General features: G+C 63.3%; 16 protein-coding genes. 3 read left to right on the top strand and 13 right to left on the bottom strand.

From position 1 onward, the window contains the following. Positions 1 to 26 precede the first annotated feature (26 nt). From I41_RS21320 to I41_RS21300, 5 genes are all read right to left on the bottom strand, one after another. A complete protein-coding gene (locus tag I41_RS21320; RefSeq protein WP_145434930.1) occupies positions 27 to 1,088 on the bottom strand; it encodes an ABC transporter ATP-binding protein in 1,062 nt (353 codons plus the stop codon). A 72-nt stretch (positions 1,089 to 1,160) separates the two neighbouring features. Next, positions 1,161 to 2,504 carry a (Fe-S)-binding protein gene (locus I41_RS21315; RefSeq protein ID WP_210421025.1) on the bottom strand — a complete coding sequence of 448 codons (1,344 nt, stop codon included), beginning with the start codon at positions 2,502 to 2,504 and terminating at the stop codon, positions 1,161 to 1,163. A gap of 177 nt (positions 2,505 to 2,681) precedes the next feature. Continuing rightward, positions 2,682 to 4,067 (bottom strand): FAD-binding oxidoreductase, encoded by a 1,386-nt coding sequence (locus tag I41_RS21310; protein WP_145434929.1) that lies wholly within the window; start codon positions 4,065 to 4,067, stop codon positions 2,682 to 2,684. Between the two features lie 207 nt (positions 4,068 to 4,274). Beyond that, positions 4,275 to 6,755 carry an exo-beta-N-acetylmuramidase NamZ domain-containing protein gene (locus I41_RS28175; RefSeq protein WP_168207075.1) on the bottom strand — a complete coding sequence of 827 codons (2,481 nt, stop codon included), beginning with the start codon at positions 6,753 to 6,755 and terminating at the stop codon, positions 4,275 to 4,277. Positions 6,756 to 6,785: 30 nt separating this feature from the next. Continuing rightward, the gene (locus I41_RS21300; RefSeq protein WP_145434927.1) at positions 6,786 to 8,303 is read right to left on the bottom strand and encodes a sodium:solute symporter family transporter; all 1,518 of its coding nucleotides are present in this window, start codon (positions 8,301 to 8,303) and stop codon (positions 6,786 to 6,788) included. 221 nt (positions 8,304 to 8,524) lie between these two features. On the opposite strand from I41_RS21300, the gene murQ reads away from it, so the two are divergent. Both murQ and I41_RS21290 read left to right on the top strand, forming a co-directional pair. Beyond that, positions 8,525 to 9,487 (top strand): N-acetylmuramic acid 6-phosphate etherase, encoded by a 963-nt coding sequence (gene murQ / locus I41_RS21295; RefSeq protein WP_145434926.1) that lies wholly within the window; start codon positions 8,525 to 8,527, stop codon positions 9,485 to 9,487. Positions 9,488 to 9,626: 139 nt separating this feature from the next. Then, on the top strand, positions 9,627 to 10,613 hold the full coding sequence (locus I41_RS21290; protein ID WP_145434925.1) for an N-acetylglucosamine kinase: 987 nt from the start codon (positions 9,627 to 9,629) through the stop codon (positions 10,611 to 10,613). A 169-nt stretch (positions 10,614 to 10,782) separates the two neighbouring features. On the opposite strand, the gene I41_RS21285 is transcribed toward I41_RS21290, so the two are convergent. Next, the gene (locus tag I41_RS21285; RefSeq protein ID WP_145434924.1) at positions 10,783 to 13,344 is read right to left on the bottom strand and encodes a DUF11 domain-containing protein; all 2,562 of its coding nucleotides are present in this window, start codon (positions 13,342 to 13,344) and stop codon (positions 10,783 to 10,785) included. Between the two features lie 984 nt (positions 13,345 to 14,328). Next, positions 14,329 to 15,351: a biotin synthase BioB gene (bioB, locus tag I41_RS21280; protein WP_145434923.1), complete on the bottom strand. Its 1,023-nt coding sequence runs from the start codon at positions 15,349 to 15,351 to the stop codon at positions 14,329 to 14,331. Positions 15,352 to 15,789: 438 nt separating this feature from the next. On the opposite strand from bioB, the gene I41_RS21275 reads away from it, so the two are divergent. Next, positions 15,790 to 16,347 carry a PSP1 C-terminal domain-containing protein gene (locus tag I41_RS21275; RefSeq protein ID WP_145434922.1) on the top strand — a complete coding sequence of 186 codons (558 nt, stop codon included), beginning with the start codon at positions 15,790 to 15,792 and terminating at the stop codon, positions 16,345 to 16,347. A 105-nt stretch (positions 16,348 to 16,452) separates the two neighbouring features. On the opposite strand, the gene I41_RS21270 is transcribed toward I41_RS21275, so the two are convergent. The 6 genes from I41_RS21270 to I41_RS21245 all read right to left on the bottom strand — a co-directional run bounded on the left by I41_RS21270 (position 16,453) and on the right by I41_RS21245 (position 22,987). Then, positions 16,453 to 16,773 (bottom strand): tetratricopeptide repeat protein, encoded by a 321-nt coding sequence (locus tag I41_RS21270; RefSeq protein ID WP_145434921.1) that lies wholly within the window; start codon positions 16,771 to 16,773, stop codon positions 16,453 to 16,455. 172 nt (positions 16,774 to 16,945) lie between these two features. Continuing rightward, complete coding sequence (locus I41_RS21265) at positions 16,946 to 18,106, bottom strand: hypothetical protein (protein WP_145434920.1); 1,161 nt, start codon at positions 18,104 to 18,106, stop codon at positions 16,946 to 16,948. 117 nt (positions 18,107 to 18,223) lie between these two features. Then, positions 18,224 to 18,820, bottom strand: coding sequence for a 3-isopropylmalate dehydratase small subunit (leuD, locus tag I41_RS21260; RefSeq protein ID WP_145434919.1), 597 nt, complete (start codon positions 18,818 to 18,820; stop codon positions 18,224 to 18,226). Between the two features lie 11 nt (positions 18,821 to 18,831). After that, complete coding sequence (locus tag I41_RS21255; RefSeq protein WP_145434918.1) at positions 18,832 to 19,620, bottom strand: hypothetical protein; 789 nt, start codon at positions 19,618 to 19,620, stop codon at positions 18,832 to 18,834. A 3-nt stretch (positions 19,621 to 19,623) separates the two neighbouring features. Next, on the bottom strand, positions 19,624 to 21,039 hold the full coding sequence (gene leuC, locus I41_RS21250; protein ID WP_145434917.1) for a 3-isopropylmalate dehydratase large subunit: 1,416 nt from the start codon (positions 21,037 to 21,039) through the stop codon (positions 19,624 to 19,626). A gap of 343 nt (positions 21,040 to 21,382) precedes the next feature. Continuing rightward, a complete protein-coding gene (locus I41_RS21245) occupies positions 21,383 to 22,987 on the bottom strand; it encodes a serine/threonine-protein kinase (protein WP_246133721.1) in 1,605 nt (534 codons plus the stop codon). Positions 22,988 to 23,025 lie beyond the last annotated feature (38 nt).

The raw sequence follows: 23,025 nt of genomic DNA, 5'->3' as shown, positions 1-23,025 counted from the left end.
ATCGATTCTGGGAGGAGCGGGGGACCCTAAACCAGTCGCTTGCCGCTGGCGTCGTCGGCAAACAGTCGCCAGGCACCGGGGCGCAGGCGCGGCTCGACCATGTCGCCGGGCGTGAGCCCGGCATCGGCGGCCAGCCGCATGGCACAGCGCTGGCCGGCGAGACGAAAATAGCCGAGCGATTCGTGCCCCATCTGCTCGACGACCTCAAGCGCCGCGGGACCAAGCGTCGGACCAGAACCTTCAGCAAGGAGATCCTCAGGCCTGATTCCCAGGATTGCCGAGCCGTCGTCCGTCGCGGCGTCGTTTAGCGGCAGTTCGCGGCCATCGAACGCGAAGCGGCCGGCGCTCAGCGTTCCCCGGATGAAATTCATCGGCGGGCTGCCAATAAAGCCCGCCACGAAACGATTGGCCGGTTGACGATACAGCTCCAACGGCGCCGCCGCCTGCTGCACGACGCCGCCATCCATCACGACAATTCGCTGGCCGAGCGTCATCGCTTCGACCTGGTCGTGCGTGACGTAGATCATCGTCGTGCCGAGCCGCTGATGCAGCGCCGCGATCTCGGCCCGCATTTGGACGCGGAGCTTCGCGTCGAGATTCGAGAGGGGTTCGTCAAACAGAAACACCTGCGGTTGCCGGACGATCGCGCGGCCGAGCGCCACACGTTGCCGCTGCCCGCCGGAGAGTTCGCGCGGCTTGCGATCGAGCAGCGCGGTGATGCCCAGCGTTTCCGCCGTTTCGCCCGTCCTTCGTGCAATCTCGGCCTTGGGAGTTCGCCGCATTTTGAGACCGAACGCGAGATTCTGGCGAACGGTCATGTGAGGGTAGAGGGCGTAGTTCTGAAAGACCATCGCGATGTCGCGCTGGCCCGGTTCGACTTCATTGACGCGCCGAGCGCCGATGCGGATTTCCCCGGAGGTAATTTCCTCAAGTCCCGCCAACATCCGCAGCGTGGTGCTTTTGCCGCAGCCTGAAGGGCCCACCAGCACGACGAACTCGCCGTCGGCGATCTCCAGGTTGAGATCCCGCACGGCCTGAAACCCGCCGGGGTACTGCTTGTTAACTTGTTGAAAGGAGACCGTGGCCACGGAAATGACCTGCGCGTTGAAGTTGAAAAGTTAGATCGCAGCGATGAGCGGAGCCTGCCGACCAAACGGTGCTCACCCATCATAACCGCCCGATTCGCGACGGTAAGCTTCAGCGAGCAGTTCGACGGGGTGACAGACGCGCACGTGGGCGAACCTTGGATCGCCGCGCATGCCGTTTTCGAGTTGCAGCAGACAGCCCGGATTACCGCTGGCGAGGACCGAGGCCCCTGTCGCGGTGATGTGATCGAGCTTGCGGGCGAGAAGTTTGGCCGACTGCTCCGGCTGCGTAATGCTGTAAACGCCCGCGCTGCCGCAGCACCAGTCCGACTCAACCAGCGGAACTAAACGCAGCCCAGGAATCATTTGCAGCAGCGCCAGCGGCTGAGCGACGACCCGTTGCCCGTGCATCAAATGACACGAAGCGTCATAAGTTACCGTCGTTGCGATCGTACGACCTTGTGCGTCGCTGCTGCTGGCCGTTGCCGGCACTCGGCAGCCGATCTGCACCAGCCACTCACTGACGTCTCGTACCTTCCGATCCCAGGCGCCCGCTCGGGCGTGATACCGCTCATCCGCATGCAACAGCTCGGCGTACTTCTTCAAGTGCGACCCGCACCCGCCGGCGTTGCTGATGATCGCATCGAGTTCGTCAACGTCGTACAGATCGAGATTCCGGCGCGCCAGGTCGCGAGCAAGTTTCAGTTCGCCGTTGTGGGCGTGGAGCGACCCGCAGCAGAACTGCACCGACGGCGTGACGACCTCGCAGCCGTTGGCGAGCAGCACGTCGGCCGTTGCGCGGTTGATCGGGCCGTAAAGCAGGTCTTGCACGCAGCCGGTGAGCAAGGCGACGCGATAGTTCGCTGGCGACTTGGGAGTTTCCAGCGGCGCGATGCGGGCATTCGAGAAGGGAACGACGACCGTCGGCGTCATCGCTTCCATCAATCGCAATTGCTTCGGCAGAAGTTTCATCACCCCAAGCCGCCGCAAGCCGCTTTGCAGCCCGCTCCGCTGATAGAGCCACATCGCTCGCCCAAACGCTCGCAACAGTCGCGGCCGCCGGAAGAGAAACGAGAGCGTGCTCCAGCGAAACAGCCGACGCGCCGTGCCGCCGACGACATGCTGCCGTTCCACCTCGCCGCGAGCGTTCTCGAGCAGCGTTGCGTAGTCGACCCCCGCCGGGCAGGCGGTCTGGCAGGCGAGGCAGCCAAGGCAGTACGACATCTCCTCAGCGAACGTCGATGTCACCCCGAGTCGCCCGTCGGCCACCTCGCGCATCAGCCGAATTCGACCGCGCGGGCTGCTCCGCTCAAACTTCGTCTCGTCGTACGTCGGGCAAGTGGGCAAGCACATGCCGCAGTGCATGCATTGCTGCAACACCGAGTAATCGAGCGATTTGAGGAGGTTCAGTTCGGACAATGTTCGGTTGTGGTTGTAAAGGTTGTTTCACCACGACGGCACGACGAGCACGACGGAAATGCAAAGGAGAAAATGAGAACACTAATCTTCGCTAATGCAGATAAGCGTCGATCAGCGAAGGTTAGTGTTCCTAGAATTCTTCTCTTCGTCGTGTCGTCGTGGTTATTCTTCCTGCAGTCATTCAAAAATCTTGCCGGGGTTCAGCAGCCCTTCCGGATCGAGCGCCCGCTTCACCAGCTTCAGCAATTGATAACTGTGGTCGCCGAGTTGCTGCCGCAGATAGGGCTTCTTCGCGAGGCCCACGCCGTGTTCGCCGGTGATTGTGCCGCCGACGGCCAGCGTGCGGTCGACGATTTCGCCGAGCGACAGCTCAACTCGATGCATTTCGTCAGCGTTGCGTTCGTCGGTTAAAAACGTCGGGTGGAGGTTGCCGTCGCCCATGTGGCCGAACGTGCCGATCTGCAGGCCATGCTTCGCGGCCGAGGCGGCAATGAACGCCACCATGCCCGCGAGCTCGCTGCGCGGCACGGTGACGTCTTCCAAGATCGTCGTCGGTCGCACGCGGGCCAAGGCCGAGAATGCCGAGCGACGCGCCGTCAGCAGCTTGTTCGCTTCGACGTCATCAGCGGCCGTCCGCACGGAGATGGCGCCGCGGGCGGAGGCGATCGCCGCCATCGCCGCCGCCTCCTCGGCAACGACGAGCGGATGCCCGTCGGTCTCCATGATCAGCACGGCCGCTGCTTCCGTCGGCAAACCGACCTGAGTAAAATCTTCGACGCAGCGGATCGTCTGCTGGTCGAGGAACTCAAGCGTGCAGGGAATGATCTTCGCCGCGATGATGTCGGAGACCGTGTCGCCCGCCGCTTCGAGCGACGCGAACGACGCTAGCATGGTCATGCGGCTTTGCGGCTGCGGGACGAGCTTCAGCAGCACGCGGGTGACGATGCCCAACGTCCCTTCGGAGCCGATGAACAGATCACGCAGGTTGTAACCGGCAACGTCCTTAACGCACTTGTTACCGAGCCACACGATCTCGCCGCTGGCGAGGACCGCTTCCAGCCCCATAACATAGTCGCGCGTGACGCCGTACTTCAAACCGCGGAGACCGCCGGAGTTCTCGGCAACGTTGCCGCCGATCGTCGAGATCTTGCGCGAGCCGGGATCAGGAGGGTAGAAGAGGCCGTGCTTCCCGGCCGCTTCGTCGATCGTCTGCGTCACGACGCCCGCTTCCACCTCGATGGTGAGGTTGCGCGGGTCAAGCTCGATGATTCGGTCCATCCGGTTAAGGCAGACGACCAGCGCCCCTTCCATCGGCACGCTGCCGCCGCTCAGCCCAGTGCCGGAGCCTCGCGTGACGATCGGCGCCCGATGCCGGCGGGCGATCTGCACGCACGCGGCGACTTCGTGCGTCGTCAGCGGGAAGACGACGCAGGCCGGGTTCTGCCGCAAGGCCGCGGTGCCGTCGTAGGCATAGACGGCCAAGTCTTCGGGCGCCGTCAGCACTCGCTCCGCGCCGAGCTGCTGGGCAAGTTCCTCGGCGAGCGGAGCGACGGTCGGCGTCATGGCGGGTTACTGCGGTGCGGTGAACGAGCGGGAAACCGAACTCAATGTGTGAGAGGGTTCCAACCCCGATGCCGGATTTCAGAGCGCAACTCGTCAACTTGCAATACGAAATCGGCGTCGGAGACGCCTCCCACAGAATCTCCGCGCCTTGCCAATCGTCAGTCAACAGTAGGAAACCGTCAGTATAAGCCAAATTGGCCGGCCGTTTCAGTCGGCGTACAGCAGAAACTCTTCGCGCCGGTGGCGGAACTTTTCCAGATCGTCCTGATACAAGGCTTCAATCTCCTCACGATCGGCGCCAGCCACGATCGCGTCGAAGACCTCCTTGTTGATCAGCAGCCGGTCGGCTCGCTTCACCTGCCAGTCGAGCGGGTAAAGCCGCCGAAGCGTCGCGGCGATCTGCATGCCGACGGCGACCGGTGCGAACTTGGCCTGATCCGTGATGGCGACGTTGACGCCGCCGCATTTCTGGTCCTTGAACTTGCTGTCGTTGGGCGTGAACTCGATCGGCGTGAAGCGGACGCCCGGCAAGTTCGCCGCCGTGAGTGCGGCGGCAAATTCCTTCGCGTCGATCCACGGGGCGCCAAGTACCTCGAACGGCGTATTGGTGCCGCGACCGACCGAGACGTTGGTCGTTTCCCAGATGCCCATGCCGGAGTAGAGAATCGCTTCAGTTAAGCTCCGCATATTGGGCGATTGGTTGATCCAGAGCAAGCCAGTGGCGTCCCAGTAGTCGCCGCGCCGCCAGCCCTCGACCTTAATAACGTCGAGCTCGACCTGCACGTCACGCTCGGCGCGGTACATCGTCGCCAGCTCGCCAATCGTCAGGCCGTGACGGAGCGGAACCGTGTGACAGCCGACGAACGACTCGCGGCCGCTGTCGGCCAGGGGCCCTTCCATCGCGACGCCGCCGATCGGGTTGGGGCGATCGAGGACAACGTACTTCAAGCCATGCTCGCCGGCAGCTTCCATCGCCCAGGCCATCGTGGACTCATACGTGTAGAAGCGACAGCCGATGTCCTGGATGTCGAAGACCAGCGTGTCGATCCCTTTGAGTTGTGCCGGGGTTGGCTTGCGCGTCTCGCCGTAAAGGCTGTGGATCGGCAGCCCCGTCGCCTCGTCGCGGGCGTCGGTGATGCCGTCGTGATCAAGCTTGCCGGCGATGCCATGTTCGGGACTGAAGATGGCGACGAGCTCGACGCCATCGGCGTTGCGGAGCAGGTCGACGTTGCGACGACCGGCGCGATCGACGCCAGTGTGATTGGTGATCAGGCCGACGCGGCGGCCTTTGAGTTGTTTGAAGTTATCACGGACCAGGACGTCGAGGCCGGTGAGGACTGGGGAGCGTGACTGGTGACTCGTGACTGGTGACTGGTTTTCGGTGGAGGCGGCGGGTAGCTCATGCGTGGCAGGTTGGACCTCATCGGCGAAAGCCTCCTCCGAAGATGCAGATGCACGCGTCGCGAGGGCGCTGTTCGGGCCATCGATTGCCGCGGCGGCGACCGTGCCAATGCGGCCGGCGAGCGGGTTGACCAGGCCGCTGCCATCGGGGTGCACGCGGTTCGAGAGGAAGATCACGAACAGATCGAGCTCGGGATCGATCCACATCGCCGTGCCGGTGAAGCCGCCGTGACCGATGGCCCGCGAGCTGAGAAGTTCGCCGCGATTGGTCGAGTAGGCGCTGCGATTGTCCCAGCCGAGGGCCCGATGATTGCCGGCGACTTCGCGCGGTCGCATCATCTCGGCGAGCGTGGCGCGGCTCATCACGAACGGCGGGACGGCGTGTGCTTGGTCCGCCGGTTCAGCTGCCGAACTGCTGGCCGCAGCCGTGCCGCTGGCGCCGCGCAGGATCGCGTCGCAATAAATCGCGAGATCAGCGGCGGTCGAGAACAACCCGGCATGGCCGGCGACGCCTTCGAGCAAGTAGGCTCGCGGGTCGTGGACTTCGCCGCGCATCCAGCGATCTTCGCGCTGCTCCGTCGTCGCGGCGCGCTCGGCAAGTTCCTTCGACGGCGCGTAGCCCGACTCTTTCATGCCGAGCGGCCGGAAAATGTTCTCGGCTGCGAACTCTGCGACGGTCTTGCCGCTGACGCGATGAACCAACTCACCGAGCGTCAGGAAGCCGACGTCGGAATAAATGAACTGCTCGCCCGGCTTATCGGTCGGTAGGGCGAAGAGCCGTTCCCACGCCTTCTCGGGGCCGTCTTCGTAGTCTTTCAGAGCATTGTCGGGAATCAGCCCGCCGCGGTGGACGAGGAGGTCCTCGACCGTGATGTGGTCCTTGCCGTTCTGCCCGAACTCAGGAATGTATTCGGCGATCGGGTTGCGCAGGCGGACTTTTCCCTGCTCGACCAGGATCATGACGCTCGTGGCTGTGGCGATCGGCTTGGTGAGCGACGCCATGTCGAACAGCGTCTCGACCGTCATCGGCTCCTGCGACGGTTCAAGCTGGCGGTTGCCGTAGGCCTTCAGGAACCCGATGCCGCCGGTGCGACCAATGGCGACGACGCAGCCAGGGAGGCGTTTGGCTTCAATCTCCGCTTCGACCAATGCGTCGATGCGGTCGAGCTGCTCTTGGTTCAATCCGAGCGACGCGGCGGGGACGACTGGGAGCTCGGCTTGAGTTATGTCGATGCGCAGAGCAAGAGTTAAGGCGCAAGCCAACATCAGCGGCAGAGCGAATCTCATCGTTGCGATCCGAAATTTCATGGATTACGACTAGTATTCTTGAACGTTCGGCGCCGCGAGCGGCGTCATATTAAGGAGCCAGGCGGCGGCAAAGGTCGCCGCCGAGCCGATGGTTGCGTACCAGGGCCACCAAACCGTCGGCAGGTCTGTCCAATACTTCGGGAGAAAGGTGACGAGCGAGATGACAATTAAGCCGCACAGAAATCCGCCCAGGGCGGGCTTTTCCGAAATGCTCGGCGCCAGCACTCCGATGAGGTAGAGGCCGAGCATCGGTCCGCTGGTGAACGCAGCGATGGTGAGTACTTCGTTGACGATGCTCTGGCTGGCACTCAAACGGTAGGCGGCCACCGCGATGCCAATCTGCAAAATGCCAAAGGCGAGCGTCGACCATTTGGCCCACCTCATTTGCGTCTCGCGACTGAGCGCGTTTCTGGAGAGTGGCAAGACGATGTCGCTCACAAGTGCCGTGGACAGGGAGTTGAGCGAGCTTGAAAACGCCGCGGCGAAGACCGCCGCCAGCGTCAGCCCGACGATGCCCGGATCGAGATGATTAATGATGAAGTGGGCGACCACCCGATCGTTGGCCTTCCCGAAAGGAACTTCGGGAGGGTAGACGTCGTAGAACGCTGCGAGTCCAACGCCGATTAGCAGAAAGAGCGCGAATTGAAAGCAAACGACGAAGCCGCTTGCAGCGAGCGCCCAGCCGGCGGTCCGTTGGCTTTTGGCGGCCAAGAGGCGCTGCACAGTTAGTTGGTCGGTGCCATGCGTCGCGCCAGTAAGGAACATGCCGCCGATCAAGCCTCCCCAGAAGGTCAGCGGGGCGGTAAGCGACGGCGTGAAGTCGAATACGCGAAGTTTGTCGTGGGCGGCGGCATAGCTCCAGTATTGTTCCACTCCCCCCGGAAGCAACGTCAGGATTTTGTAGAGGATGACCGCGGCGCCCAGGATATAGATGGCGAATTGGACGCAATCGTTCCAAACGACCGATTTGACGCCGCCAAGATAGGTGTATGCAATCGTCACGACGCCGACGGCCCAAATGCAGAGTTGCATTTCGAGATTCATCGCCTCTTTGAGAACAAGCGCGGCCAGATAGAGCCGCAGCGCGTCGGCGATATTGCGCGTGACGAGAAACAGCAGCGACGTGAGCCGCCGCGAAGCCTTGCCGAAGCGACGTTCCAGAACTTCGTAGGCGGTGAAGGGTTCGCCGCGGAAGTAAAGCGGCAGCAACAGCCACACCACCACCAACCGACCCACGACGTATCCGAAGGTGATTTGCAAAAATCGCAAGTCGCCGCCGGCGGCAAAGGCCATCCCTGGGATGCTCAGGAACGTCACCGCGCTGGTTTCTGTCGAAACAATCGACAGCAGCACCGCCCATCCAGGGAGGGAGCGCCCGCCCAGAAAGTAGTCGACGGTCGTCTTTTGACCACGTCCGACCCAAACGCCGAGCGCCAGCATCGCGCCGAGGTAGCCCGCCACGATGGCAGCGTCGAGTGGCGGAATCGGCAACTGCCAGATCGACGAAGTCGCGGCGAATAGGAGCATGGGCCCGGGATTTCTCGCTGCGAGCGACTTACCAAGAAGACGACTGCTGACGAACGGGGGAACTTCGGAGAGGAGGCCGCGTCTCTCTTTTACGCAGCCGGCAATCGACAGAATCTCAGTATACCTGCCGATGATCGATCCCAGGACGAGCCAGCGCAGATTTTGCTCACTTTCGCGCACCTAATCTGTCTTACGTCCGAGACCGTTACTAGAATCGAAGCATGCTCGAACATCTGACCACCGAAGCGCGGAACCCCGCTTCCGAACACCTCGACAGCCTCACTCCGTTGGAGTTGGTGCGGCTGATTAACGAGGAAGACGCCAAGTGCACCGCGGCGGTGGCGGACCAGGCTGAGCAGATCGCCAAGTCAATCGAAGTGATTGCTCACCGCCTCTCGCATGGCGGGCGGTTGATCTACATCGGGGCCGGAACCTCGGGGCGGTTGGGATTGCTCGACGCGGCCGAGTGTCCGCCGACGTTTCGTTCAGATCCGTCGCAAGTGGTCGGCATCATCGCCGGCGGCCACTCGGCAATGTTCAAAGCGGTCGAGGGCGCGGAAGACTCCCAGACGCTGGCCGAACAAGACCTGCGCAACATCAATCTTAGCAGCGATGACGTGCTTGTCGGGATCGCCACCAGCGGTCGGACGCCGTACGTGCTGGGCGGTCTGGATTACGCTCGCAGCGTCGGCGCTTACACGATTGGACTCGCCTGCAATCGCGATTCGCTGCTCCGCACGCGGGCTGACGTCAGCATCATTCCCGTCGTCGGCCCGGAAGTGCTGAGCGGTTCGACCCGCATGAAGGCCGGTACCGCGACGAAGATGGTGCTTAATATGCTCACCACCGGAGCGATGGTGTTGTTGGGCAAGACTTACGGCAACTTGATGGTCGATCTGAACGCCAGCAATTCCAAGCTGCTGGAACGGGCCAAACGGATCGTCTGCACGCTGACGGAACTGGCCCCCGAGCAGGCTGCTTCGCTTTTGGAAACCTGCAATGGCGAGGTGAAAACGGCGATCACCTCGTATCGGTTGGGAGTGACGCCCGACGAAGCCCGCGTCATTCTGCACGCCACCAACGGCCACTTGCGAGCAGCCCTCGAATCGATGGGCCGCCTCGCCGGCCGGTCGAGCAATGGCCGCGCCGCGAACAACGGCCACTCGTCAAACGGCAACCACTAGTTTGCACCAGTCGCGGTGAACCTTTAACCGCGCCGTAGCACTTTGGCGCGCGGCGGTTCACAATGAATCGTCGGCGCCGGCGTTGCAAACGCTGGGACGCGCCCTTCCCGCTCGTTCACGCGAAACTGACGATCGATTCATGCCTAGAGTTGCTGACGTCTCCGCCGTGGAAACTCTCGTCGTTGGCGTCGATGGCGGCGGCACGAAGACCGAGGCCTGGCTCGCCCGCATCAACCCGGCGGGGAAGCCCGAGGTGATCGGTCGCGGGCTGGCTGGTTCGTCGAATCCGCGTGCGGTCGGCATGGAGCTGGCCCTGGCGAGTCTGGCGGATGCCGTCGACGGGGCGCGGGCTGACGCGGGCCTCCGGCAGGACGCGGTGCGCCTTGCGGTGCTGGCGATGTCGGGGGCGGGGCACGCGACGGTGCGGGAGCAGATCGGCGCGTGGGCGCTCGCGCGCGGCATGGCCGAGGAGATTCGATTTGAACACGATGCCGAACCGGTCCTCGCGGAGGGAACGCCGGCGGGGCAGGGGATCGCGCTGATTGTCGGCACCGGTTCGGCCGCCATCGGCGCCGACGCCAATGGGACGAAGCACGTCGTCGGCGGCTGGGGCTATCACTACGGCGACGAGGGGAGTGCGTACTGGATCGGCCGAGAGGCGCTCGTGGCGGTCGCCCGCGCGGCGGATGGTCGCAGCGGACCAACGACGCTGGTGGACGCGTTGACGACCAATCTTGACGTCGCCGACGGACGGGCGATCCTCGGGGCGCTGGAGCAAACAGGCAACGTCCGCGGCGCGATCGCGAGGCTCGCCGTCGAGGTGGCGCGCGCGGCCTGTGCGGGAGACGCAACGGCGCTCGCGATTGTGAAGCGCGGCGCCGATGAACTGGCGACGATGACCGGAACGCTCGCGGCCCGCCTGGAAATGGGTAGCCGCTTTCCGCTGGCGCTCGCCGGCGGCGTGATTTGCGGCAGCGAGCTGATGCGAAACGAGCTGGCGGCGGCGCTCGCCGCCCGCGGCCTGCAGCCAGAGCCGGTGATGACCGTGCCGAACCCCGTGGCGGGCTGTTTGAAGCTCGCGCAGCGCTACCTGGCAGCTGCAGCCCCTGGCTCCGCCAGGGGGTAGCATCACGCGGGGCGTCGCCGATCGGAATGGTGGCCGCCCCCCTGGCGGAGCCAGGGGCTGTAGAGGACATTGCCGCTCCGCTGCAGCGCAACAAAAAGGGCCCGGCGAGTCTTTCGACTCGACGGGCCCCTACGCGTTGACTTGCGGCCCGCCAGGCAGGCCGTGTACGTTAGCGAGTCGTGGTCCCCTTTTCTTCGGCGTACGCCGTCGAGGCGTCGGCCCAGCGGTCTTCTTCCGTGAAGAAGCGAGTCGTTTCCTCAGCGGCGAGCTTCACGTCGAGTTCCTGGCAGGCGACCTCGGCACGGAAGACGTGGGTTCCGGAAGCAGAGGCCTTCGCGTGAATCTTGAAGACCGTCTCACTCCCTGGCGCCACGTTGTCGAGGGTACGGAACGAAACGCGGCCGTCGTTGATCGTGTGCTGGCCTCCCTCGACGTGCGAGGGCTCAATCCCTTGTGAGAACATGGCGATGACGTTGACGCCTTTGGCAGCCGTGAGGCCGTTGTTCTTGATGTGAATCTCGTAGACGGCCATCTCGCCGACGGGGACGACCCCCTGCGGATCGACGACTTCAAGCTTGAGGTCGGCCATTCCCTCGATCGTCACCGGAACGCTTTTTACGTCGCGGAGATCGCCAGCGGCGTTGTGGGCGGCGAGCTCGATCTTGTTGACGCCGGGGGTCGACATGCGGCACTGGACTTCCATGAACCGCTCTTCGCCAGGGTTGAGCGTGGCGCCTTGCCAGGTGAGCTTCTGGCTGGCTTCGTCCCAAGCGTGGCCTTGGCTGGCTTCAACCAGTTCGGCGCCGGCTGGAAGGGCAAGTTCGACGGCAACCTGCTCGGCGGCGGCGGTGCCCGGATTGCGTACGCGGATGTAATAGGTGGCGATCGCGCCGGCGTACTTCTTTTCAGGACCGCGCCAATCGACCTGTAACTCCGCCTTGCGGCAGATGACCGCTTTCATCGTCTCGGTGCGGAGGTCGCCCAGCGCGGTGGCGGCGGCTTGAATCTTGAGTTCGCCTGCTTCGCGAGCGGTGAGCTCCAGCTCGATCTTTTTCGTCTCCCCGGCGGCCAGCGCGCCGACCTTGTGCTTTACCACGCCGCTCTTGTCGGCGCCAGGAGGCGTCAGTTCGATGATCACGTCTTCCGCCACCCCGTTGCCGGGGTTGCTCAGGGTGAGGGCGTATCGCTGGGACTTGCCGAACATCACGTCGCTCGGGCCGCTGATCTCCATCTGGAGTTTTGGCTCTTGAATCTCGACGACTGCATTGCCGCCGACCGGAGCATGGTTCCACTGGACGCCGAGCTGCATTTCGCGACCGCTGCGCGGGATCAGCTTGATCGTCAGCGTCTGCTTGGCGCCGGCGGGGAGTTCGTACAGCTGCCATTGGATTTCGTTGGCAGGTTGCCCAGACTCGACCGTGGGGCGGTTGACGACGCCGTTCGACGCCGAGGCATCGACCAACTCGGCCCCTGGGGGCGCGACGACGGCGCCGGTGACTTCACGGGCGGTGACGTTTCCTTTGTTCTCAACGACGACCCGGTACTCAACGGGACGACCGACGACGATTCGTTGCGGTCCCTCGATGAACGACGCGATCACCGGCTGCGATGAGGTGAACAGAACCTCGCCGCCATCGCCGGAGCCAGTTGAGCGCATCGAGTTGGTCGCCTTCGGACCCGAGGCAATCGACGGAGCTGATGGCGGCGCGGCAGCAAATTCTTCATCGTCCGCGACGGGCGTCGGCGGCACGGCGGAGGAAGGTTCCGACCGAAAGGCGTCCGCGACGTCCCGCTTCGCAACCGCGGCTGGGCGGGTCGCCGGAGCCGTTGGCGTGGTCGCCGGCATCGGGGCAAGTTCCTCGTCAGCGGGCGTTGGCGTCGAGCGAGCGACCTGCCGGCGCGGCGTTTCGGCGCGCAGCGCTTCGCCGACGTCGAGCGGCTCGGCGCCCGCGTCGCTCGACCGCGCCGCGACTGGCGCCGATTCTGATTCTTGCAGGTAGCTGGGGAGATCGTTGCCGTCGACGGCGGCGGGCGGGGCGATGTCGGCGTCGGCAATCTCATCGACGGGCGCCGCATCTTCAGCAGGTTCGCTGGAGGGGACGAGGTCGGAGAGAGCTTCAGCGAGTTCATTGCGGCGATGGCTCTCCACGGGCGAGCCGCGCTTCACTTGCGGCGCCGCGACAGGCGCCTTCGGAGCGGCTGCCTGGGACGTTGGCCGCGGCGTGGTGGGACGATTCGGCGCCGCCGTTTGGCGCGGCGCGGCGACGCGTTGCTGCCCGGCAGCCGACTGCTGCTGATGACCGCGGGCGATCGCGCCCATCTCTTGTTCGAGTTCCGCCGGGTCGTAAGGAAGCGGCGGATTGGAGGCCGACTGCTGCGGCGACTCTTGCTCGTCGTTCCCGCCGCCGAAGCTGGGCAGCTTGAACCGCGAGAAGAATGACGAGACGCCCGACTTCTTCGCGTTCGAGCGGCTGTTCTGGGCGTCGCGCGGCGAGCGCGGGCGGCTGTTCGTGTTCGCGACGGCCGCCTGTTGAACCTGCGGGTCGATGTGCAACCGCGGAGCAGCCGAGGCGGGCTGCCGGATGACGGGGGCGCCCTGAGGCGCAGCAGCCATCCGCGGGGGAACTTGCGCCGCACGTTGGGCGTAGCGATTGGGGGCTGGCTGCTGTGCTAGCAGAGGGGCCGCTGTGGTGCTGACGAGGGCCGCGGCAATGATCCATCCACGCATCATGATTGCAATCCTGCACGTCTACACGGATACGCCCTCCCCTAATAGAGAGTGATCGGCATTGCGTGTTGCGAGAAATGAATCGATCTCGAAAAGAATTCCGGTAAACTTGACTGGTTAAATTGGGGGGTTTGGGTTGATTTCGTTTGGCGGCCCAGCGTTGGCAGTTCTCTGTGCAGGTGACGCGCGTCCTCAACGCTCCCGACTTTCTGTCGCTTATGCACGTTCTCGCGACACAATGCGTAACTCCCTTCCCAATTAAGAGTTATGCGGTTCACGCCCGGGACAGAATTGGCGACAGAATTCCGGCTATCGCATCCGGCAGAATGGTGAGGCTCTTTTTGTCGCCAACTCTGTTTTAGCGACAGAATTCGCAAGTCGTTTCGTGGGCTTCATTTGAGCGCTGCGAGGAGGCGACAGAAGTCGCGACACAAATCGAAGGTGCTTTTGGCACTGGTGCTATGTTCGTCAGGCCCAAAGGGCCGCGCTATTAAAGCCCAGGGCGCAGCCCTGGGTTTTTTGGTCCGCCTGATCAACCCGAGCCCTGAAAGGGAGCGCTTGCTCGTGCATGGACAAGCGCGCCCTATCAGGGCTACGGTCCATCAAATGATCTCGACCCAGGGCGGAGCCATGGGTTGGCACAGCGCGGCCTTTTAGGCCTGAACTCCAGCGACCGTACTTTAAGGGGACCCGTTTACCTAGGAGCCGGCGACGTTGGTTCAATTGTCAAAGAGCAACCATCGAACCTAACGAGTGCAGCGGCCGATTTCCACAACTATTTTTGGCCGCGCTGAGGCAACGCGTGCCTACGAGGTGATGAGCTTGCGAAGACGTTTGGAGGCGACGAATGAGACGCGGATTTTCGCTGATTGGGCGGAAGTTCGCGGATTTGTTTTTCTGATCCGCGTTGATCCGTTTCATCCGCGTGTATCCGCGTTCTATTCTTGGCCCTGTTGTGGGCCGCTCCGGCGGGTCGTTGACCCGCGGCTACTGGCGGGCGGCTTCGGCTTCGACGGAGGTCGTGATCTCGAAGCCCATGTCGCGGAGCATCGCGTAGTCGGACTCGGGGAGCTGGCCTTTGGTGGTGAGGTAGTCGCCGACGAAGACCGAGTTGGCGGCGTAGAGTCCCAGCGGCTGCAGGCTGCGGAGGTGCAACTCGCGGCCGCCGGCGATGCGTAGTTCGCGGTCGGGGTTCACGAGGCGGAACATCGCTAGCACCTTGAGGCAGTAGTTCGGCGTCAGTTCCGACGGGCCGGCGAGCGGGGTTCCTTCGATCGGGTTGAGGAAGTTCACCGGGATCGATTCGACGCCGAGGTCGCGGAGCTCGATCGCCATAGAAACCACGTCTCGCGGCTGCTCGCCCATGCCGATGATGCCGCCGCTGCAGAGCTCCATGCCGGCGCTGCGGACTGCCTTTAGGGTATCGACGCGATCTTGGTAGGTGTGGGTCGTGCAGATGTCGCCGTAGCGCTGGGCGCTCGTGTTGAGGTTGTGGTTGACCTTGTTCACGCCGCACGCGGCCAGGCGATCAGCCTGGTCGGGGGTGAGCAGGCCGAGGCAGGCGCAGATTTGCAGGCCGTACTTGTCTTTGATCTCGGGGACGATCGTCTCGATCGCCTTGATCTCGCGCTCGCTGGGGCCGCGGGCGGAGATGACGATGCAGTAGGTCTTCGCCTGGCGCTCGGCGGCGGCGGCGGCGCCGGCGAGCAGCTTCTCGCGGTTCAGGAGGTTGTAGCGCGGGATTTCGGCGTCGGAGACTTTCGACTGCGAGCAGTAGCTGCAATCTTCAGGGCAGAGGCCGCTCTTGGCGTTCATCAGGAAGTAGAGCTGGACCGCCTTGCCGAAGTAGCGGCGACGGACGCGGTAGGCGGCGGCGAGGAGGTCGAGGAGCTCCTCGTCGGGCGACTGGAGGATGGCGACCGCTTCTTCCGCGGTGAGTTGGTAGCCGTCGAGGACGCGGTCGGCCAGGTCGTTCCAGGTGGTCGTCGTGGGAGCAGTGGCGGTGGACATGGGCTGCTGGCTGGCTGAGGCGTCGGCGGATGGTTTTTAGAGAGCCTTTGAGTATCGACACTCAGCGGGGCTTGGCAAGGTTTGATGGGGCCGGAGTGGTGCATGATTAAGTGTGGCGGACCGGGACCGGAATCGGGGTAGAATGCGGGAATGGTTGAGATCCAATGCCCCCGATGCTTGAAGATTACTCCTATTCCAGACGCAAATACTGATAACTGGACGGGTGAATTAAGAGAACAGTTGGATCGGGGCGAGTGTCGCCCGAAAGTCCTCTGCTTCACATGCTGGCTATCTGATCAGCCCCCCAGTTCTGAAGTACCAACCTGACCTTGCCGGGAATCCGGGAGGTTAAGGGGGAGCGGGAGACGAACTTGGCACGCCGGGGTTGGCGGGTAACAATTGAGGGGTTCCCGACTTACCGCCCCGAGCTATTTCCGCATGGGTTTTCACCTCGTCCGTTACGGCCTGCTGGGCCACGTCGGCAGTTTTTCGGCTGCCGAGGCTGTTCGCTACCCTCGCCGCAGCCGCGTCGTGGTGCGGAGCCCGCGCGGGCTGGAGGTGGGCGAAGTGGTGGCCGAGGCGGACAACGCCCTCGGCATCCATCAGGCCGATGGGGCGATCCTGCGGCGGATGAGCGTGCAGGACGATCTGCTCGAGGCCCGGCTGCAGGCGAAGCGCCACGAGGCGTTCGACGCCTGCCAGCGGCTGCTCGACGAGGCGGCCGTTCCCGCCGCCTTGGTCGATGTGGAGCATCTGTTTGATGGCGAGGGGCTGTTCTTCTATTTCCTCGGCGAGCCCCCGCAGCAAGCGGCGGACATCACGCGTCGGTTGGCCGAGACGTACGAGGCGGCGGTGGAGTTTCGGAAGTTTGCCGAGACGTTGAGCGAAGGGTGCGGGCCGGGGTGCGGCACCGAGGAAGCGAAGGGGCAGGGGGGCTGCGCCAGCTGCACGAGCTGTGCGGTGGCGAGCGCTTGCGGGACGAAGAAGCAGCGGTAGCGCAGTTTCTTATCTGTAGCCCCGGGCTCCGCCCGGGGGTCGGTTTGCGCTCCGTTGCGTGTCGGCGTGGTGCGCGACCCCCCGGCGGAGCCGGGGGCTGCAAGACTACTCGCCCGCCGATCCTAACGACGCCAGGAACTCGCTCATTTCGCCTGCGGCATGGGCGTTGCCTTGGGCGCGGGCGGCGTCGATGCCCTCTCGGAGATAGGTGCGCGCTTCGTTGATGCGATTGAGCTTGGCGAGTTGTTGCGCAGCCATGAAGAACGCCGGGACGTAGGGGGGCTCGTCGCGGGTGAGCTCGTTGAACTTCGCGAGGCTGGCGTCGTGGTCGCCCTCTTTTTCGAGTTCCATTGCGAGGCTGTAGCGCAGGAACGTGTCGCGCGGTTCGTCGACGAGCATGGCTTCGATTTTTTCGCGGCGCGACATGGATCAGCTTTCTTAGAACGAATTGGAGAGTTGAAAGAGAAGTCTTTCAACACAGAGGCCACAGAGATCACAGAGAAGGCAAGCGGAAGCTAGGCGATACTCAACTTCATCTTTTCTCCGTGTCCTCTGTGCTCTCTGTGTTTCATTCTTCTGTGGACCAAAGAGACGAACCTTAGAACTTCACCGGGTCATTCTTGGGAGTGATCTTCAGCAGCACGCCGGTCGCTTCGCCGTCGGGGGCTTGGCGCGGGCCGATCGCGGTGACGTACATGGCGCCATCGGGGGCGAAGGTTAGAGCGGTGGGGCGCTCGGCGGCGGCGATCTTCACGGCCCGCGTCGTCTGCCGGCCGTCGACTTCCGCGGCGTCGAGTCGATAGACGCCGCCGAGCTTGGCGTCGGCTCGCACCACGTCGGCGGCGTAGAGTTGATCGGTCGGGCTGTAGGCTAGTGCCGCGATGTCATAGAGTCCCGTCCGCTGGTTGAGCGCGACCTTGCCGGTCTTCGGGCTGTAGAACGTCAGCAGGCTGTCGCGATCTTTCTTGAAGTCCGACATCTGGCTGACGACCAAATAGTGGGACTGCTCCTTCGGGTTGACCGTGGCGGCGGTGGGGCCGGTCGTGCCGAGCAGCGGCTTCGTGGCGATGAAGGGTTGCAGATCGGCGAGCTTGTTCGCCTTGAGGTCGGCCTTCAAGATCCACGCTTGGTCGTCGTCGCCGTTGGAGGTGACGAAGAGCGCGTCGTCGGTCTTGGCGAGGCCGTAGAAGTTGCCTTCGCCGGAGGTTGATTGCGGCCCCTTCGGGATGGGGCCGACGGCGTACTCTTGCTGGTCGTACTTGAGGGGCGAACCGTCAGCGGGAAGCGAAAAGACGACGACGAGGTCCTCGCCTTGCGGCAAGCCGGCGCCGCCGACGGCGAGTTTGGTCGGCGTGAGGAAGGCGAGGCCGAGCGGGCCGATGCGGTACTCGGGTTCGTCCTTCTTAGCGTCGCCGTAGCTGTCGACCGGAAAGCCGGTGACGATCGGCGTCGGCGCCTTGAGGTCGTCGCTCTTGAGACGCAGGATTTGGCCGGCGCCGCTTTCGGAGAGGTAGAGCTCGTAGGCTGAGCCGGTCGCGGCGCCGGGGCGAAGGACGATCGCGCAGGGATTGTCGAGGCCGGTGAGGAGCGTCTCGACGTTGTACTGGTCGGACTCGTCGGTTGGCTCAGCGTAGGGGGGGCAGGCTGCGGCGCTGGTTGGCTTCGGCTCGGCTGGCTTATCAGCTTCAGCGGCCGAGAGGGGCGCGATGCAAGCAATTGATAGAAATAAGGAAAAAGAAAGTCTGAAAACTGAATTCAAAAAAGATCTCACGCAAAGGCGCAAAGGCGCAAAGAAAAACAAGATGCGGATATTCATCCAATTCCTTCGCGCCTTTGCGCCTTTGCGTGAGAAATTGTCTTCGAGGAAGCTAGCCCCTCAAACGCCGATGCCGTGGGCGGTCTCGTAGGCGGTGATCTTCGACTCGTGTTCGAGCGTGAGGCCGATGTCGTCGAGGCCGTTCAGCAGGCAGTGGCGGCGGAAGGGTTCGACTTCGAACTTCGCTGAGAAGCCGTGCCCGTCGCTGAGCGTGCACGTATTGAGGTCCGCCGTCAGTTGGTAGGGGCGGTGCTTCGCTTCGCGCTGGAACAGCTCTTCAACCTGCTCTTCGCTGAGGTGGATCGGCAGCATGCCGTTCTTGAAGCAGTTGTTGTAGAAGATGTCGGCGTAGCTGGGGGCGACGACGACGCGGAAGCCGAAGTCTTCGAGCGCCCACGGGGCGTGCTCGCGGCTCGAACCGCTGCCGAAGTTGCGGCGGGCCAGCAGGATGCTCGCCCCCTTGGCGTACGGCTTGTTGAGCTCGAACTCTTCGTTGACGGTGCCGTCGTCGTGCCGCATCCAGTCCCAAAAGAGGAACTCGCCGAAGCCGGTTCGTTCGATCCGCTTGAGGAACTGCTTGGGGATGATTTGGTCGGTGTCGATGTTGGCGCGGTCGAGGGCGACGGTGGTGCCGGTGAGGGTGGTGAATGGTTTCATTGTTAGATCAATTATGAGTTTAGGACTGCAAAGCTATTTACGAATTCTTCTGTCGTTGCGTCGTGGAAATGTACTTCAACCTCAGTCGCGCCGCCGGAACCGCGCCTCGCATAGATGGGGTACACGCCGTCGCCAAACCCGCTCTCGATAACGGCAAGCGATGCGGACTTCTTCGAGTCGATAGGGAGCATACCGAACGGTTTGTTAAATCGATTCACTCGATCCCACGTGCTACAAGTTTCAACGTAAAAATGAATGTGAGTGTTTCGTGCGTACTCTGGAAAGGATCGCAGGTACGCCAGGATTTGATTCTTTAAATCGTCATTGATTGGCTCTCTACATCGCGCCGTCACAATATTGAACCGGTAAAAAGTAAGCTTAAATCTCTCGCTTAGAAGGGATTTAACGCGATTTTCCCTAGCCGTTGAGACGCATCCGATTCGTTCCGGTCCTTCTGCTTCTGAGTAATTCAGAAAGTCGGCGCAGTCGGCGACGACGATCCGAGCCATATCAACACCCACTTTGCCAACTTGAATCAGCTCCGAGTCGTCTATGCGTCGATTGGTGATAATCGCGCGCCGAACAATCCGCTGAAAGAACGGATTCTCTTTCGTTGGTTTCCCCATTTCAACGACAATCCAATAGTCGCCGGCAGGTACCTCAATGGCATCTCTTTCTTTGCATCCGCCGGATATGTCACAGATCAACAGTTTGCCTGATGGGACGCGGAGTTTTCCGACGGTTCTTCGACGAAGCGTCGCTCGCTCGTAAAATTGCGTAAGCCATCTTGGCGATCTCATAGACTATTCCCAGTCTCTGACGTCGACAAAGTGCCCCGCCACCGCAGCCGCAGCGGCCATCGCTGGCGACACTAAATGGGTGCGGCCGCCCTTGCCTTGCCGGCCTTCGAAGTTGCGGTTGCTCGTCGACGCGCACCGTTCGCCGGGGGCGAGCTTGTCGGGGTTCATTGCGAGGCACATGCTGCAGCCGGCCTCGCGCCAGTCGAAGCCGGCTTCTTTAAAGATTTTGTCGAGGCCTTCCGACTCGGCCTGGACCTTCACCTGGCCGCTTCCGGGGACGACCATGGCTTGGACGTGGCCCGAGACCTTCTTGCCCTTCGCCACTTCGGCGGCGGCGCGGAGGTCTTCGATGCGGGCGTTGGTGCAGGAGCCGATGAAGACGCGGTCGAGCTTCAGGTCGGTGATTGGTTCGCCGCCGGCGAGGCCCATGTATTCGAGTGACTGGGCGGTCGTCTTCTGGTCAGTCGGATCGCTGAAGTCGCCGGGGCGGGGAATCTTGGCGGTGATCGCCGCGACCTGGCCGGGGTTAGTTCCCCAGGTGACTTGCGGGGCGATGTCGGCGGCCTGAAAGACGAGCGACTTGTCGTACTTGGCGCCGGGATCGGTGGGGAGCGTCTTCCAGTAGGCGACGGCCTTGTCCCACGCGGCGCCGGCGGGGGCGAAGGGGCGGCCCTTGAGGTAGTCGAACGTCGTCTGGTCGGGGGCGATCATGCCTGCGCGGGCACCTGCTTCGATCGACATGTTGCAGATCGTCATCCGGTTTTCCATCGTGAGGCCTTTGAGGGCCTCGCCGGTGAACTCGAGACAGTAGCCGGTGCCGCCGTCGGTGGTGATCTGGCCGATGAGGTAGAGGACGAGGTCCTTCGCGGTGACGCCGCGGCCGAGTTTGCCGTCGGTGCGGAGTTCGAGCGTCTTTGGCTTGTACTGCAGGAGCGTTTGCGTCGCGAGGACGTGCTCGACTTCGCTCGTGCCGATGCCGAAGGCGAGAGCGCCGAACGCGCCGTGGGTCGACGTGTGGCTATCGCCGCAGACGATCGTCATGCCGGGCTGCGTGTAGCCGAGCTCGGGGCCGATGACGTGGACGATCCCCTGGCGAACGTCGCCCATGTCGTAGTGGGTGATGCCGAACTCTTGGCAGTTGTTGCGGAGCGTGTCGATCTGCTGTTTCGAGATCGGGTCGGCGATCGGCAGGCTGCGGTCGGTGGTGGGGACGTTGTGATCGGCGGTGGCGATCGTCCGCTCGGGACGGCGGACCTTGCGGCCGGCGAGGCGGAGGCCTTCGAACGCCTGGGCACTGGTCACTTCGTGGACGAGCTGCAGGTCGATGTACAGAATCGTTTGCCGACCCTCTTGCGCGTGGACGACGTGGGCGTCCCAGATTTTCTCGAACAACGTGCGGGGCTTGGCGGCGGCGCTCATCGACTGACCTCGATCGAATGGCAAAATGTCTGACGCGGGAAGCGATCGCTGTAGCCCCTGGCTTCGTCAGGGGGGTGAGTCGACGCTTCGGGCTCTTGTGGTGTGGGAAGCGACCCCCTGGCGGAGCCAGGGGCTAGGATACGGTTCGGCCGCAGAGGTGGGGCCGAATCCCTCATTTTAGGCGGCGCAGGGGTTCCGCGGAAGTCAGCCGAAAGACAGGTGGTGATGCCGTGTCCCCGACCCGTTCGGTCATTCCGAGGTGCTCCGAGGAATCTAGCCGGACCCCTCGGAGTACCTCGGGGTGACTGGGCAAGCGGAAAGACACGGGAAAACGGCCGGCGGTTCAGACGGCGGCCATTTCGACGGCCTCTTCGGCCATCGCTTTGCGCTGCGGGCAGCCGTAGTTGTTCCACCAGTCGGCGGCCATCCGGGCGGTCCATTCGCTGTCGACCGGGACGCGGTCGAGGGCTTCGCGGAGCTCAGCGACCGTTTGGTAGCGGTCGCCGGGGCGCTTCTCGAGCGAGCGGAGGATCACCTCTTCCAGCTCGGCCGGGATGTCGCCGTTTAGGTAGCGCGGCGGCTCGGGGTCTTCGCTGGCGTGGGCGATCATCACCTTCAGCGGGCTGGCGTATTCGAACGGCGCCTTGCCGGTGGCCATGAAGTACATCACGGCGCCCAGCGAGTAAATATCGCTGCGGCCGTCGACCTCTTCGCTGCCAGCTTGCTCGGGCGACATGAACAGCGGCGAGCCGGTGATCGACCCTTCTTGCGTCAGGCCCGAATCGTTGGCGTCGGTCAGCGGTTTGGCCAGTCCGAAGTCGAGCAGCTTCGCCACGTCGAAGACCCCGCCGCGGTAGGCGCAGTAGATGTTCGCCGGCTTGATGTCGCGATGGACCAGGCCGTGGCTGTGGGCCTCGGCCAGGGCGTCGCAGACTTGTCGCATAAGGTAGAGGATGCGCGACGCGGGGAGGGGGCCATGCTCGCGGACGAGCTCGCCCAGGTTGTGACCGGGGAGGAACTCCATCACATAGTAAAACGTGCCATCGGGAGTGCGGCCGTAGTCGTAGATGTCGATCGAATTCCAGTGCGAGAGTTTTGCCGTGGCGCGGACTTCGCGTTCGAAGCGGGCGAGCACCTGCGGGTCGCCCGCTTTCTCGGGTCGGATGACCTTCACGGCGCAGGGGCGTTTCATCATCTGATGCTCGGCGAGGTACACCTCGCCCATGCCACCGCTGCCGAGAAGGCGTTTGAGGCGGTACTGGCCGAGCTGCTTCGCGACGAATGCTTCGTGCCGCAGGGCGTTGATCGTGTGGACGCCGACGATCGCTACCATGGCCGATAGGGCTAGCAGCATTGCCTGCTCGACCGGCAAGTCGTCGAAGTCGTCTGACTGCAGGAGCGCCGACAGGGCGGGGCAAGTGAAATAGGCGACTGCCATGACGACCATCGGCGTCAGAGCGAGCGGGCCAATGACGGCTGCGGCCCGGCGCCAATTGTTTGGGATGAAGATCGCATAACAGAAAATCAACAACATCCACGCGGCGGGCGTGCTGGCGATGTGGGCATGCCCCTCGTCGAGCATTGCGCAATAGGTCAGCTTGTGATAGGTCAGCACCGTGAAGAACAGCGCCGGTGCACCGAAGACGATCGCCTCGCCGATGCGGAGCTTGGTCATCGAGAGGTCGCACTTGGCGCAGAGCTTCCAGGCGGAAAGCCCCAAGAGCGTGATCACCGCGATTTGGGAGAAAAAGACCCAGCGATAGTCCGCTTGGAGATGATCGGACATCTTCCACCGGACCGTCGAGTATAAGAAGAACGATGCGAATCCAATGAACAGGAGTACGGCTGCGATGCGCAACCGACGGCGCAAGACGCCGCGCGTCTCGCTGCTCATGTGGGGCGTGCTCCCCTCGACCAGAGCCACGCGGCGACGGGCGGACTTTCGCAACTGAGTATCCGATTCGTTCTCTGAATCGAATGATTGCC

Source organism: Lacipirellula limnantheis, assembly GCF_007746075.1.
Lineage (GTDB): Bacteria > Planctomycetota > Planctomycetia > Pirellulales > Lacipirellulaceae > Lacipirellula > Lacipirellula limnantheis.
The sequence above is the reverse complement of the archived record's forward strand: the minus strand, read 5'-3'. Positions and strand labels throughout refer to the sequence as shown.